Genomic DNA, 13,858 nt, shown 5'->3' on the forward strand with positions numbered 1-13,858 from the left:
CGGCCCAGGGCCGGCGTCGCGGTCGGGGCGCGATGGCCATTGCGGGCCAATTCGCGCGACACGCTGCTGGCCGAGCGATCCAGCGCACGCCCGATCGCGCGGCTACTGTGGCCCTGCTTCGTCATGATCATGATCACGCCGCGTTCTTCTTGGCTGAAGTGGCTGTACTGCGTTCCCATCGGATTGGACTCAAGGCGAGTGATGCACTTGAGGGTAGTCAGTGCAAACAGCAACAGTAAATTCAACTGCAACTGCAACTGCAACTGCAACTGCAACTGAAACAACATCAGGCCACAGCGTCGATGACCGACCAATAAAAAAGCCGCTTGCTCATCGAAGCAAGCGGCCTTCTTTATCGGGCCGACCCGATCACTCGATCATCAGGACTTCTGCTTCGCGCGAGCGAACGCATCCGCCAATGCCCCGCCGATCGGCGCCGCGGCCTTGCCCTGCGGCGCGAACGAACCACCACGCTGCGGCGGCTGATCGCGACGGCCGCCGCGATTGCCGTCGTTGCCGCGCGCGCCACCGCGATCGTTGCGGTCGCCGCGGTCGTTGCCGCGGCTCGCGGCTTCGCCCGGCGGACGCGGCGCCGGCACCGGGTCTTCGAGACGGCGGGTCAAGGCGATGCGCTTACGCGCCAGGTCGACTTCCAGCACCCGCACCTTGACCACGTCGCCGGCCTTGACCACGTCGCGCGGGTCCTTGACGTACTTGTCCGACAAGGCCGAGATGTGGATCAGGCCGTCCTGGTGCACGCCGATGTCGACGAAGGCGCCGAACGCGGCGACGTTGCTGATCACGCCTTCCAGGATCATGCCGACCTTGAGGTCGCGCAGCTCTTCCACGCCGTCGGCGAACTTGGCGGCCTTGAACTCCGGACGCGGGTCGCGGCCGGGTTTCTCCATTTCCTTGAGGATGTCGCGCACGGTCGGCACACCGAATTTTTCGTCGGTGAACGCCTCGGGTTTCAGGCCGCGCACGAACTGCGGATCGCCGAGCAACTGCTTCACCTCGCGGCCGCACTGCTGAACGATGCGCTCGACCACCGGGTAGGCCTCGGGATGCACCGCCGAAGCGTCCAGCGGTTGTTCGCCGTCGACGATGCGCAGGAAGCCGGCGCATTGTTCGAAGGTCTTGTCGCCCAGGCGCGGCACCTTCAGCAGCGCCTTGCGCGAGGCGAACGGGCCGTTTTCGTCGCGGTGGCGAACGATGTTCTCGGCGACCGTGCTCGACAGGCCCGACACCCGCGCCAGCAACGCCGCCGAGGCCGTGTTGACGTACACGCCGACCGCGTTCACGCAGTCCTCGACCCGCGCATCCAGCGCGCGCGCCAGGCGGTATTGATCGACGTCGTGCTGGTACTGGCCCACGCCGATCGCCTTGGGTTCGATCTTGACCAGCTCGGCCAGCGGGTCCTGCAGGCGCCGGGCGATCGAAACCGCGCCGCGGATGCTCACGTCCAGATCGGGGAATTCCTTCGACGCGAATTCGGACGCGGAATACACCGACGCGCCGGCCTCACTGACCACGGCCTTGGTCAGCTTGGTCTCGGGCATCAGCTTGATCAGATCGCCGGCCAGCTTGTCGGTTTCGCGCGAGGCGGTGCCGTTGCCGATCGCGATCAGTTCGACCTGATGCTTCGCGCACAGCGCGCGCAGCGTGTGCAGCGACTGGTCCCACTGCTTGCGCGGCTCGTGCGGGTAGATGGTGTCGTGCGCGACCAGCTTGCCGGTGGCGTCGACGACCGCGACCTTGACCCCGGTGCGCAGGCCCGGATCGAGCCCGAGCACCGCGCGCGGACCGGCCGGCGCGGCCAGCAGCAAGTCCTTGAGGTTGTCGCCGAACACGTCGATCGCTTCGGCCTCGGCCTTTTCGCGCGCCTGGCCGAACAGGTCGAGCAGCAGATGCAGGTGCAGCTTGGCGCGCCAGGTCAGGCGGCAGGCGTCGAGCAGCCAGCGGTCGGCGGCGCGGCCCTGATCGGCGATGCCGGCGTTGAGCGCGACCCGGCCCTCGCCGTAAGCGTGGCCGGCCTCGGCGTCGGTGCCCGGGTCGAGTTCGAGGAACAGGATTTCCTCGCGGCGCGCGCGGAACAGCGCGAGCAGGCGATGCGAGGGAATCTTGGCCAGCGATTCGCTGTGATCGAAATAATCGCGGTACTTCGCGCCCTCGGTTTCCTTGCCCTCGGCCACGCGCGCGCGGATCACGCCGACCTCGCTCAGCCACGTGCGCAACTCGCCGACCAGGCGGGCGTCTTCGCCCCAGCGCTCCATCAGGATCGCGCGCGCGCCTTCGAGCGCGGCCTTGACGTCGGCGACCTGTTTTTCCTCGCTGACGAAACCGGCGGCGAACTCCTCCGGCTTGCGCGTGGGATCGGCGAGCAGGCCGTCGGCCAGCGGCTCCAGCCCGGCTTCGCGCGCGATCTGCGCCTTGGTCCGGCGCTTGGGCTTGTACGGCAGGTACAGGTCTTCCAGCCGCGACTTGGTCTCGGCCGCTTCGATGTCGGCGCGCAGTTCGTCGCTCAGCTTGCCCTGCTCGGCGATGCTTTCGAGCACCGCGGCGCGGCGGTCCTCGAGTTCGCGCAGGTAGTGCAGGCGCGTTTCGAGGTCGCGCAACTGGATGTCGTCGAGGCCGCCGGTGACTTCCTTGCGGTAGCGCGCGATGAACGGCACGGTCGAGCCTTCGTCGAGCAAGGCGATCGCGGACAGGGCCTGGGCGGTCTGGGCGCCGATCTCGACGGCGATGAGTTGGGCGATCTTCTGCGCGATGTGCGCGGACTGCGTGTTCTTGACTTGCATCGTTTCCAATCGTTTAGCCCCGCAGGCGGGGGACGTGGGGATTGTCGCAATGCTGAGGTGAAGGGGGAACCCGTTGACAGGCGGGGGATTTGAGGAGTGAGTGCAGAGGAGTGAGGAACGAGTAAGGGCGCTTTTACTCGTTCCTCACTCCTCTCTACTCGCTCCTCCCGCCCCTCCCGCCCTCCAGATAAGAACCGCTCTCATCCATCAGGTACAATAACCGCCCCGCTCCACCCGAAAACCCCGGCAATGTCCTCCGCTTTTGGCACCGAGACGGTGCTGGACGTCCGTCACTGGACCGACGACTACTTCAGCTTCACCACCACCCGCGACGACGGATTCCGCTTCGAGAACGGCCAGTTCGTGATGATCGGGCTGCAGGTCGAGCAGGCGGACGGTTCGTCCAAGCCGCTGCTACGCGCGTATTCGATCGCCAGCGCGAACTGGGAAGAGCAGCTCGAGTTCTTCAGCATCAAGGTGCCCAACGGGCCGCTGACCTCACGGCTGAAATCGATCCAGCCCGGCGACAGCGTGCTGATCGGGCGCAAGCCGACCGGCACCTTGCTGATCCACGACCTGCACCCGGGCCGCAATCTGTACCTGCTCGGCACCGGTACCGGGTTCGCGCCGTGGCTGTCGGTGATCAAGGACCCGGAAACCTACGAGCGCTTCGAGAACGTGGTGCTGTGCCATGGCGTGCGCAGCGAGCAGGATCTGGCGTATCGCGACTACATCGTCAACGAGTTGCCGCATCACGAGTTCCTCGGCGAGCAGATCGCGGCCAAGCTCAAGTACTACCCGGCGGTGTCGCGGCAGGCGTTCGAATTCGCCGGACGCGACCAGCGCGGGCGTCTGACCGAGATGATGGCCAGCGGCCGGATGATGGAGCAGTTGGGCCTCGCCCCGCTCGACGCCGAGCACGACCGCGCGATGATTTGCGGCAGCCCGCAGATGCTGGCCGATTTCCGCGAGATTCTCGACGCGCGCGGTTTCACCGCCGCGCCGCGCATCGGCACGCCGGGGCAGTACGTGTTCGAACGGGCTTTCGTCGAGAAATGAGCGCTCTCGCCGGTTGTCGGGCGTGAGCGGGCTGCGGGCGATGCAGGCGGTGCGAGCGACGATCGTCCTGACGTTGTCGGCGCGGCATCGCGCGGGCGCGGCGGTGGCTGCATTCGTGCTGGCGATGCTGAGTCTGATCGCGACGTCCTCGGCGTTCGCCGCCGGTCAATCGCCTGCACGGTCGGCCGATCGATCCGCAAAGGAACAGGGCGCCAGTGCTCAAGCCGCTGCGCCGACCGCGACCTCCGGTTGGTCCGCGACCGCAACGCCTGATTCGAAATCCAAACGCGCCACCCGCACCGCGCCGCAGCGCGGCGATATTCCGCCGGATTTCCTCGGGCTGGATCGCGATGGGCGCGCGGTCAAGGTCAGCGACTACCGTGGCAAGCTGGTGGTGATCAGCTTCTGGGCCAGTTGGTGCGGGCCGTGCCGACGCGAGTTGCCGATGCTGTCGGCGCTGCAAGCCGGGGTCGGTTACGAGCATCTGCAGGTGATCGCGGTCAACCTCAACGAGCCCAGGCGCGATTTCGACGCGTTCCTCAAGCTCAATCCCTCGCTGGACATGCGCCATATCCGCGACGGCGGCACCGTCGCCCGCCACTACGGCGTCACCGCGGTGCCGAACCTGTTCGTGATCGATCAGCGCGGCGCGATCGCGCAGGTGCATCGCGGGTATTCGCCGCAACAGTTGCGGCAGTTCGCCGAGGAGATCGCGGCCTTGTTGCCGCCCGAAGCGTTGAAGCGACCGGCCGCAGCCGGCGAGCAAGCGCAGTAACCCGAGCGACGGAACTGCCTGGCCTACCTGTAGGAGCGGCGTGAGCCGCGACCGCGACCTCCCGCTTACGACGCAAGCCAGTTTCGCGGTCGCGGCTCACGCTGCTCCTACAGGGAGCACCCGCAACCCTGTCAGCGCTCAAGCCACCGGCGGGTCGCAAGCGGCCAAACAGACCCGAGCAACACAACCCCATCGCCTACCTGTAGGAGCGGCGTGAGCCGCGACCGCGACCTCTCGGTTACGACGCACGCCAGGTTAGCGGTCGCGGCTCACGCCGCTCCTACGACGAGCATCCACAGCGGCGTGAGCGCTCAAGCCGCCCGCCGCTCCTGCCGCAAGGCGCCGCGATAGCGCCGGCTGCACGGGATCTTGCTGCCGTCGTGCATGGTGATGCGCGCGTCGCCGCTTTCCAGCGGTTCGATTTCGCCCACGCAATCCAGGTTGACCATGTAGCTGCGATGCACGCGCACGAAGCGCGCCGGGTCGAGCTGGGTCTCAATCGCGGCCATGGTGGTGCGCAGCGGGTAGTCGCGGCCGCGCAGATGCAGGTTCACGTAATTCGACGAGGCCTGCAGCCATTCCACTTCGCTGGCCGCGATCAGGAATTCCTTGCCGAGCTTGCGCACCAGGAAGCGTTCGGGCCGCTCGGGCACGGCCGGTTCGGGCACGTCGTCCGGGGTGGTCAGCACGCTGGCCTCGCCCTGCCAGCGCCGCATCAGCAGGCGGTAGCCCTCGACCCACAACACCATGTAGGTATAGGAGCGCACGTCCTTGAGGTATTCGTAGACCAGGTTCATGCCCCAGGCGCCGAAGTCGTAGCTCTCGCCCAAGCCGACATAGACCAGCTTGCGGATCGTGACCATGCCGACCACGTGCGCGACCGACCAGACCACGCTGCCGAGCAGGTGCAGGACCAGCGCGCGGCGCCAGGTGTCGATATGGAACGGGATCTTGCGGCTGTACCAGACCAGCAGCGGTGCCAGCGCCAGCGCGGTCACGCAACTGCTGGTCTCCCATACCGCCGGCGCCCAGTCGGGGATGTCCAGGCCGTAGCGGCGGATGTCGATCACCGCGGTCAGGGTGCCGGCCACCGCGTTGACGGCGAACAGGACCACCCAGGCCAGCACTTCGACCGTGCGGCGCCAGGGCTGGTAGCGGTCCCAGGCGCTGGCCGGGGCAGCGGCGCTGGGGTCGTTGGCGGGCGCGGTCGAAAGGGGCGCGGAAACGTCTTGGCTCATGCGCGCATTCTCGCCCGCGCGGCGCCGTCGGCGGCAACCGGTCGTCCCCGGGGGCCGCGATTCGTCCCCGCCGGACCGCCGCCGGTCACCCCGCGCTGTCGCGCAAACGCCCGTCGCCACAGGCTTTGCGCCACCTCGCCGCCACGGACCCGCCCATGCAACGCCGGTACGACATCGACGCCCTGCGCGCCCTCGCCTTCGTTCTGCTGATCCTCTATCACTGCGCGATGTTGTACGTCGCCGACTGGGGCTGGCATCTCAAGAGCAGCCATCTGTCCGAGCCGCTGCAGATCCCGATGCTGTTCGTGAACCGCTGGCGCATGGACCTGATCTTTCTGATCTCGGGTCTGTCGGTGCATTTCCTGCTGCGCGGCAGCTCGCTCGGACGCTTCGTGGTCCAGCGCAGCTGGCGCCTGCTGCTGCCGCTGACCTTCGGCTGCCTGGTGATCGTGCCGATCCAGCCGTACGCGCAGGGCGTGGCCAACGGTCTGGTCGAGCCGGGCTTCGTCGATTTCCTGTTGCGCTATTACCAGTTCCAGCCCTGGCCCAAGGACGCGTTCGACGGCTGGGAGTACGGCTTCACCTGGAACCACCTGTGGTACCTGATCTACCTGTGGGTCTACACCATCGTGTTCGCGGCCCTGCTGCCGCTGCTGCGCAACCGCTTCGGCCGGCGCCTGCTGGCGCTGTTCACCGGCCTGCGCGGCTGGAAGCTGCTGGTCCTGCCGGCGCTGCCGCTGGCCGCGTACACCATGACCCTGGCGCCGTTGTTCGAGGAAACCGGCGACCTGATCCACGACTGGTACCGCCACGCGATGTACTTCACCGTGTTCCTGTACGGCTATTGGATCGGCAACGACGCCGGCCTGTGGGCCGAGCTGACCCGGCTGCGCAAGTGGAGCCTGGGTCTGGCGCTGGGCCTGTTCGGGTTCTACCTGAGCCTGGTCCTGCTGATCCCGGACGATATCCCCACCTGGCTGCAGAACAGCGTGTGGCTGCTGCGCAATCTGTACGTTTGGTTCGCGCTGACCGCGATCCTGGGCTGGGGCCACGCCCTGCTCAACCGCCCGTTCCGCTGGCTGCCGTGGGCGACCGAGGCGGTGTACCCGTGGTACGTGCTGCATCAAAGCCTGATCGTGCTGATCGCGTACTGGATCCTGCCGCTGCATTTCGGCCCGATCGGCGAACCGGCGATCGTGTTGTTCGGAACGGTGGCCGGGTGCTTCGTGTTGCACGAGATCATTCGGCGGGTGCCGCTGTTGCGGCCGGTGTTTGGGTTGAAGGGCAAGCGCAGTGACAAGGTGCGCGGTGGTGCTGAGCGGGCCGCGACTGATGCGTCGGGTGCGGTGGTCGGTGTTGCTCGGCCTGCGGCTGCGGATATGGCTTGAGGTCAAGTCAGATTTATCGCTCAAACATAAATTTCAGCGTCATCTTTCAAGAACGTCATTCCCGCGAAAGCGGGAATCCAGGGCCTTTCGTGCGAGAACGTTTGAAGTCGCTGGATTCCCGCCTTCGCGGGAATGACGGTGGGTGGGTTCGGTTGGGGTTGAAACAAAAAGGCTTCGGCTGATTCAGCCGAAGCCTTTCTTTCACCATCGAACACTCAAACCCATCAAGCCAACGCCTTCTCGATATCCCCCGCGATCGACTCGGGCTTATCCGTCGGCGCATAGCGCTTGATCACCTTGCCGTCGCGGCCGACCAGGAACTTGGTGAAGTTCCACTTGATCGCGTCGATGCCGAGGAAACCGCCCTTCTCGTCCTTGAGCCATTTCCACAGCGGGTGCGCCTTGTCGCCGTTGACGTCGACCTTGGCGTACATCGGAAACGTCACGTCGTAGGTCAGCGAGCAGAATTCCTTGATCTCGTTCTCGTCGCCGGGTTCCTGATGACCGAACTGATCGCAGGGAAAGCCCAGCACTTCGAAACCGCGCGCCTGATACTCGCGCTCCAGCTTTTCCAGGCCGGTGTACTGCGGGGTGAAGCCGCACTTGGACGCGACGTTGACGATCAGCAGCACCTTGCCCTTGTAGCGGTCCAGCGACTGGGACTGGCCGTCGATGTCGGTGGCGGAAAAATCGTAGGCGGTGGTCATGGCGACGCTCGGTGTGTGGGTTGGGCGAACGATAGCGCGTCGGCGGTGATGACGCGCATTGACGGGGTCGGATCGGTGGCCGACATTGCATCCCGGGTTCGAAGATTCGCGCGGCCGTCACGGTTTGGATGTGGGGTGGCGGGCTCGGTTTGGATGCGAGGTGACCGGCTCGGTTGTTGTGGGGTTTAGCGCAGGCGGGCATCGAGAGGCTTCAGCGCCATCTCGCCAGAACGTCATCCCCGCGAAGGCGGGGATCCAGGGCTCTATCCAGGCATGACGCTGAAGTCTCTGGATCCCCGCCTTCGCGGGGATGACGAGCAAAAGCGGAGCGGTCCCAGATCGCGCTTCCACGCTTCAAGCTCAAAGCAACCAACCAAAATTTCCGTAGCCCGACTCCCTACTCCCTACTCCCTACTCCCTACTCCCTACTCCCTACTCCCTACTCCCGATTCCCGATTCCCGATTCCCGCTTTCCCCAATCTCGAATCCCCAATCCCGAATCCCCAAAAAACAAACGACCCGCACAAGGCGGGCCGTCCGTCACATCACAACACACGCTCGAATCAGAACGACGCCTTGAACTCCGCGCCCACGATGCGCGGGTCGTTGACGAAGCCGACCAGGTTGTTGAAGTCGATGCCGCCGACCGCGCGCACTTCGTCGAGGATGTTGCGGCCGTACAACGCCACGTCGTAGCGGCCGTTGTCCCAGGTGTAGCCCACGCGCAGGCCGCCTTCGACCAGGGGCTTGCCGCGGAATTCCTTCGACTCGTACAGGAAGAAGTTGACGCCGCTGCGATACGCCCAGTCGGTGTAGACGTAGAACTCGTTGCCGTTGGCCAGCGGCAGGGTGTAGCGCGCGGTCAGGTTGTAGACCCACTTCGGCGCCTGCGGCAACGGGTTGCCGTCGATCGCCGCCAGGGTCACGCCGTTGCGGACCACGGTCGGGTCGGTCACGGTGCAGCCGCCGCCGCAGGGCGCGACGAACAGGTTGGCGTCCTGGATTTCGGTGTCGTTGTAGCTGGCGCCGAAGGTGACCATCAGGTTGTCGGTCAGGTAGGCGTCGAGATCGACTTCGAAGCCCTGGCCCAGGGTCTTGTCGGCGTTGACCAGGATGGTCTGGTTGAGCGCGCCGCCGACCGCGTTGAGCTGCTGGTTGTCGACGTTGTAACGGAACAGCGCGAAGCCCAGGCGGGCGCGCTTGTCCCACAGGTCGGCCTTGAGGCCGGCTTCGTAGGAGATCACCTTCTCTGCGTCGGCTACGGAGGGCTGCGGCGGCACCTGGAACAGCAGGCGGCCCTGGATGCTGGGCGCGCGGAAACCCTTGGCGACGCGGGCGTACAGGTTGATGTCGTCGGTGGCCTGGAACACGCCGCTGATATCCCAGCTGACATCGTCGACATCGGTGTTGACCTTGAACGGGCCCGACACCGGCGCGCCGAACGGCGCGCTCTGCAGCACGCTGGCGCTGAAGTCCTTCTTGTCCTGGGTATAACGCAGACCGCCGCGCAGCTTGAAGCGATCGGTGACCGCGTATTCGAGCGAACCGAACGCCGCCCAGGCCTTGTTGCGCTGCTTCTGCTGGGCATGACCGGCCTGCACGCCGCCGCCCAGGGTGTCGTAGTTGAGGCTGTCGACGGTGATGTCTTCGTCGAAATAGAACAGGCCGGCCTGCCAGTTCAACGGGCCGCTGTAGTTCGATTCCAGGCGGAACTCCTGGGTGATCTGGCGATGATCGGGCAGACCGTCGGCCGATTCGGCGGTGAACGGAATGCCGGCCGGGGTGCTGCCGCCGGGCAGGAACACCGCGCCGACCCCGCCGTCGATGTCGCCGCGGCTGAGCGAATCGGCGGTTTCGTAACCGGTGATCGAGTACAGGGTCAGATCGTTCGACAGGTCCCAGCTCAGGCGCGCGCTCGCGCCCCAGGTGTCGAGCTTCTGGAAGTTGCGTCCGTCGATGCCGACCTTGTCGACATCGAAGCCGTCGACCAGATTGTTGGTGCCCTTCTTGAACAGCATCGCGCGGAACAGGCGCGCGGTACCGTTGAGATGGCGCGCGTGCACGTTGAACAAGGCGTGGAAGGTGTCGCTGCCGTCGTACTGCAACTGCAGGCGCGCGGCCGATTCGTCGTAGCCTTCGAGCTTGGGGTTGGTGCGCGCGTTCGGGTTGGTGTTGTCGACCCAGTCGTCGCGGCGCTGATACATGGCCGAAGCGCGCGCCGACCAGTTCGGGCCGAGCGGGCCGCTGACCGCGCCTTCGAAGTTGGTGGTGCCGTAGGTGCCGTAGGAAATCTGGCCGTAGCCTTCCAGTTCGCGGGTCGGCTTGGCCGATTCGAACTTGACCACGCCGGCCGGGGTGTTGCGGCCGAACAGCGTGCCCTGCGGGCCGCGCAGCAGTTCGACGTTCTCCAGGTCGAACACCGGGAAGCCCTTGAGCAGCGGGTTTTCCAGAACGATGTCGTCGTACACCAGCGACACCGGCTGCGATGCGTTCAAGTCGAAGTCGGTGTTGCCCAGGCCGCGGATGTAGAAACGCGGGAAGGCGCGGCCGAACGAGGACTCGATGTTGAGGCTGGGCAGACGGCCGGACAGGAAGCGGATATCGCCGCCGCCGGAGCCGAGCACGTGCAGCTTCTCGCGATCGACGGTGGTGAGCGCGACCGGCACGTCCTTGGCGCGTTCGACCTTGCGCTGCGCGGTCACCATCAGCGCGTCGAGGGTCTTGGCTTCGCCTTCGGCGGGCGCGGCGGGCGTGGTCGGCGCGGCAGCGGTCGTGTCTTGGGCGAAAGCGGCGGTGGAAACGAGAGTCAGGCCGATGGCGAGCGCGAGAGCGTGGCTGCGCGGGGCAAGACGACGGGGAGCACGGGCGTGCTGGGACATGGTCGGGGTTTCTCGGTGGACGCGGCGCGTGGGGCGCCAGTGCTTGGGAAACCGCCGCGGCGTCATGCTCCCCTCGGGCATGGGCTGACGGCGATGGGCGATCGGACCGCCCCTTGGCGGTTCTGGCGCGGAGCTGCCCGCGCCGTGGTCGGCTCATTGACCGGCGAATGTTACCAAATCATTAAAGAGTCGGTGCTCGAATGGGCGGGTGGGGCGCGAACGGTCGCTTCCGGCCCGCTATCGCCGGCACCGCCCTCTCCCTCTCCCGCTTGCGGGAGAGGGCCGGGGTGAGGGCACACGGGCCGGCCCAAGTTGCGCCCTCGCGCCTTCCCTCACCCCAACCCCTCTCCCGCAAGCGGGAGAGGGGCTATTGCATCGCTCACTTGGCGACCGTCACCTTCGCCGCCGCCGCGAACGGCTTCACTCCGAGCGCTTCATGCACCTCGCTCGGGTAGTACGCGGTGTCGCCGCGCAGCACCAGCGAGACCTTGCGGATGTCGCCGATGTCCTTGGTCGGATCGCCGTCGATCAGGATCAGGTCCGAGCGCTTGCCGACCGTCACCGAGCCGCGGTTGTCGAGCACGCGCGCGACCTTCGCCGCGTTCCAGGTCGCGACCTGCAAGGCCTGCGCCGGGGTCAGGCCGGCGCGCACGTACAAAGCCAGTTCGTGCTGCAGGGTGAAACCGGGGATTTCGTCGGTGCCCGCCAGCAGCGGCACGCCGGCCTTATAGGCGCGGCCGACGAATTCGACCAGCTTGTCGTAGGACTTGGTGTAACGCGCCGCGGTGGCGTCGTCGGGGATGTTCATCTCAGCCGAACGGCGACCGCGCTGCACGTCCGGCGGCAGATGATCCTCGATGCCGGCCACGATCGGCGACAACTCGCCGTCGCGCTGATGCAGGAACTCGAACGTCGCCAGGGTCGGATCGATCGCGATCTGCTTCTTCGCCAGGGTCGCGATGAAGTCCTGCACCGGCTTGGAATCGAAATCCAGGTCGGCGGTCTTGTCGGCGACCAAGTAAAAGCGCTGAAGCGTCCGTGTATCGGTCTTGTCGTCGACGAAGAAATTCAGCATCAGCTGATTGATGTGCTGGATCTCGTCGAAGCCCTGATCGACCACGTCCTGCGCGCGCAGGAACGCCGGCACGTGACCGCTCACCCGCATGCCCTTGCTGTGCGCGTAGGCGACGGTGTCGCGCAGCACCGCCTTCGGGAACGAGTTGTAGATCTTGATCTGCGGATAGCCGTGTTCGGAATACCAGTCGACCGCCTTCTTGGCTTCGTCGAGGTCCTTGATCACGAAGCCGTTGCGCGCCGAGAACTGGCTCTCGCCCTCGATGAAACCGGCCGGCACCACGCCCGGCGACATCAGCGTGCCGGCTTCGATCTCGCCGATCATCTGCTGCAAGGTCGCGTTGTCGTTGCCCATGTCGCGCACGGTGGTGACGCCCGCGGCGATGTTGAGGCCGCCGTCCCAGCGCGACACATGCCCGTGCATGTCGAACAGGCCCGGCATCAGCACCTTGCCGCCGCCGTCGACGACGCGATCGGCCTTGAGCTTGGGATCGGCCTTGCCGACCGAGACGATCTTGCCGTCGGCGATCACCACGTCGGTGGCCGCGCCGAGCCTCGCGTGTTCGCTGTCGAACACGCGCACGTCGCGCAGCACCGTGGTGCCGGCGAAACGATGGCCGAGCTTCTTGCGCAGGTCGACCAGCAACTTGCCTTCGGCGGCTTTCTGCTGGGTTTCCAGGGCCGCGGCATTGGCCTGCCAGCCCTCTTCGATCAACTGCAGATAACCCGGAAAGATGAAGGCGAACAGGCGCGGCTGCGCATCGCTGGTGGCCCAGACGAAATTCGGGGTGAAGCCCTGCCCGGTCAGGGCCAGCAACTGCACGGTCTGGGTCTTGCCGTCGCGCGTGACCTGCGCTTCGCCGAGCTTGCTCGAACTCAAGGTGCCGTTGGGCAGCAACGGCAGCTTGCCGTTGTGCTTGGCCAGCGCGCCGAGCGCGACCGAGATCCCGGCCGGCGTGCCGCCCAGCGGCGCGTACAGACCGACGCCCGGCACCGTCGCCTGGCCGGCGTCGGATTTGGATTTCCAGCTGACCTGTTCGCCGTTGCGCTGAAAGCTTTCCTCGACCTTGGCGCCGAAGGTGGAGGTGCCCTGTACCGCGTAGGTGCGGTAGGTGCCGTCGTCGGCCAGGGTGTAGGTTTCCTTGAGCTCGGGCCCGCGGCCGTTGTCCTTGAACACGAACTCGACCGTGGTGGTGCCGTCGTCGGCGCGGGTCACGACCTGCTGGCCGGCCTGCTTGCCGCCGTCGACCAGGGCCAGGTAACGCGTGGTCTGCGCCGCCAGCGCGGTCGCGGCGAAGGCCACCGACAAGCCGGGGACCAGGCACAGCGCGAGCGCGAAACGGGTAACGGACTGCGGACGCGGGGATTTCATCGGGTGCGGCTCCGGTGTCGGATAGAGGAATGAGTGGGAAAGGGGACGGTCAATCGCCGGCGTGTGTGACCATCAGGACGTAGCCGTCCGGATCGCTGAGGCGGAATTCGCCGTTGGGGCGGTAGAACGGATAAGTCAGTTCGCCGGCGGGCAGGCCGGCGGCGAGCACGCGTTCGCGCATCGCCACCACGTCGTCGCAATAGACGTAGAACAGCACGCCCTGGACGCCGTCGTCGATCGGCGCGTCGGCCTGGACCAGCATGAATTCGGCGCCACCGGGGCTTTGCATCCAGGCCCAGGTCGGGTCGTCGCGGTCGGGCTGCTGATGCAGTTCGGTGGCGTGGAAGTCCAGCGCCGCATAGAACGCGATCGCACGCGGCAGGCTGGCGACATGCAGCATCGGCACGAAGGCGCGCGCGGTCGGCGTGGTCATGAGCACTTCCCTGATAGACCGTGAGGGGTTCGCATCGCCCGCTCCCCGGGTGAAGGTCGCCGGAGTGTAAACCGCTCGCGGCGGCGTATCCGTGGGTGAATGGTCATGGCCCGGTCCGCGCACATCGGGCCGCGA

10 protein-coding genes are annotated in these 13,858 nt (G+C 66.3%); 3 read left to right on the forward strand and 7 right to left on the reverse strand.

The features are described from left to right. Together AC3A4T_RS23595 and AC3A4T_RS23600 are read right to left on the reverse strand one after the other, a co-directional pair. Positions 1-287 (reverse strand): helix-turn-helix domain-containing protein (locus tag AC3A4T_RS23595; RefSeq protein WP_487677603.1); only part of this gene is annotated, 287 nt, incomplete at its 3' end. Positions 288-380: 93 nt separating this feature from the next. Next, the gene (locus tag AC3A4T_RS23600) at positions 381-2,798 is read right to left on the reverse strand and encodes a Tex family protein (protein ID WP_487677604.1); all 2,418 of its coding nucleotides are present in this window, start codon (positions 2,796-2,798) and stop codon (positions 381-383) included. A gap of 249 nt (positions 2,799-3,047) precedes the next feature. Between AC3A4T_RS23600 and AC3A4T_RS23605 the strand changes: the two genes are divergently transcribed. Then, complete coding sequence (locus AC3A4T_RS23605) at positions 3,048-3,857, forward strand: ferredoxin--NADP reductase (RefSeq protein ID WP_487677605.1); 810 nt, start codon at positions 3,048-3,050, stop codon at positions 3,855-3,857. Between the two features lie 22 nt (positions 3,858-3,879). Next, a complete protein-coding gene (locus tag AC3A4T_RS23610) occupies positions 3,880-4,632 on the forward strand; it encodes a TlpA family protein disulfide reductase (protein WP_487677606.1) in 753 nt (250 codons plus the stop codon). 311 nt (positions 4,633-4,943) lie between these two features. Here the strand turns inward: AC3A4T_RS23610 and AC3A4T_RS23615 are convergent, their stop codons facing one another. Further along, positions 4,944-5,870, reverse strand: a complete 927-nt coding sequence (locus AC3A4T_RS23615; protein WP_487677607.1) for a LytTR family DNA-binding domain-containing protein — start codon at positions 5,868-5,870, stop codon at positions 4,944-4,946. Between the two features lie 155 nt (positions 5,871-6,025). On the opposite strand from AC3A4T_RS23615, the gene AC3A4T_RS23620 reads away from it, so the two are divergent. Then, complete coding sequence (locus tag AC3A4T_RS23620) at positions 6,026-7,258, forward strand: acyltransferase family protein (RefSeq protein ID WP_487677608.1); 1,233 nt, start codon at positions 6,026-6,028, stop codon at positions 7,256-7,258. Positions 7,259-7,482: 224 nt separating this feature from the next. On the opposite strand, the gene AC3A4T_RS23625 is transcribed toward AC3A4T_RS23620, so the two are convergent. The 4 genes from AC3A4T_RS23625 to AC3A4T_RS23640 form a co-directional block, all read right to left on the reverse strand. Then, positions 7,483-7,965, reverse strand: a complete 483-nt coding sequence (locus tag AC3A4T_RS23625; protein ID WP_036112644.1) for a glutathione peroxidase — start codon at positions 7,963-7,965, stop codon at positions 7,483-7,485. 563 nt (positions 7,966-8,528) lie between these two features. Further along, on the reverse strand, positions 8,529-10,844 hold the full coding sequence (locus AC3A4T_RS23630) for a TonB-dependent receptor (RefSeq protein ID WP_487677609.1): 2,316 nt from the start codon (positions 10,842-10,844) through the stop codon (positions 8,529-8,531). A 379-nt stretch (positions 10,845-11,223) separates the two neighbouring features. Next, complete coding sequence (locus AC3A4T_RS23635) at positions 11,224-13,290, reverse strand: amidohydrolase family protein (protein WP_487677610.1); 2,067 nt, start codon at positions 13,288-13,290, stop codon at positions 11,224-11,226. A 49-nt stretch (positions 13,291-13,339) separates the two neighbouring features. Next, entirely contained in the window at positions 13,340-13,723 is a 384-nt protein-coding gene (locus AC3A4T_RS23640; RefSeq protein WP_487677611.1) for a VOC family protein, read from the reverse strand. Between the last annotated feature and the right edge of the window lie 135 nt (positions 13,724-13,858).

The sequence above is a fragment of the Lysobacter sp. Soil_N_51 genome (genome assembly GCF_057655755.1).

What these genes read in the sequence shown, in the direction of transcription:
- AC3A4T_RS23600 (WP_487677604.1), bottom strand. Translation starts at nt 2,798, where the DNA reads ATGCAAGTCAAGAACACGCAGTCCGCGCACATCGCGCAGAAGATCGCC.
- AC3A4T_RS23605 (WP_487677605.1), top strand. Translation starts at nt 3,048, where the DNA reads ATGTCCTCCGCTTTTGGCACCGAGACGGTGCTGGACGTCCGTCACTGG.
- AC3A4T_RS23615 (WP_487677607.1), bottom strand. Translation starts at nt 5,870, where the DNA reads ATGAGCCAAGACGTTTCCGCGCCCCTTTCGACCGCGCCCGCCAACGAC.
- AC3A4T_RS23620 (WP_487677608.1), top strand. Translation starts at nt 6,026, where the DNA reads ATGCAACGCCGGTACGACATCGACGCCCTGCGCGCCCTCGCCTTCGTT.
- AC3A4T_RS23625 (WP_036112644.1), bottom strand. Translation starts at nt 7,965, where the DNA reads ATGACCACCGCCTACGATTTTTCCGCCACCGACATCGACGGCCAGTCC.
- AC3A4T_RS23630 (WP_487677609.1), bottom strand. Translation starts at nt 10,844, where the DNA reads ATGTCCCAGCACGCCCGTGCTCCCCGTCGTCTTGCCCCGCGCAGCCAC.
- AC3A4T_RS23635 (WP_487677610.1), bottom strand. Translation starts at nt 13,290, where the DNA reads ATGAAATCCCCGCGTCCGCAGTCCGTTACCCGTTTCGCGCTCGCGCTG.
- AC3A4T_RS23640 (WP_487677611.1), bottom strand. Translation starts at nt 13,723, where the DNA reads ATGACCACGCCGACCGCGCGCGCCTTCGTGCCGATGCTGCATGTCGCC.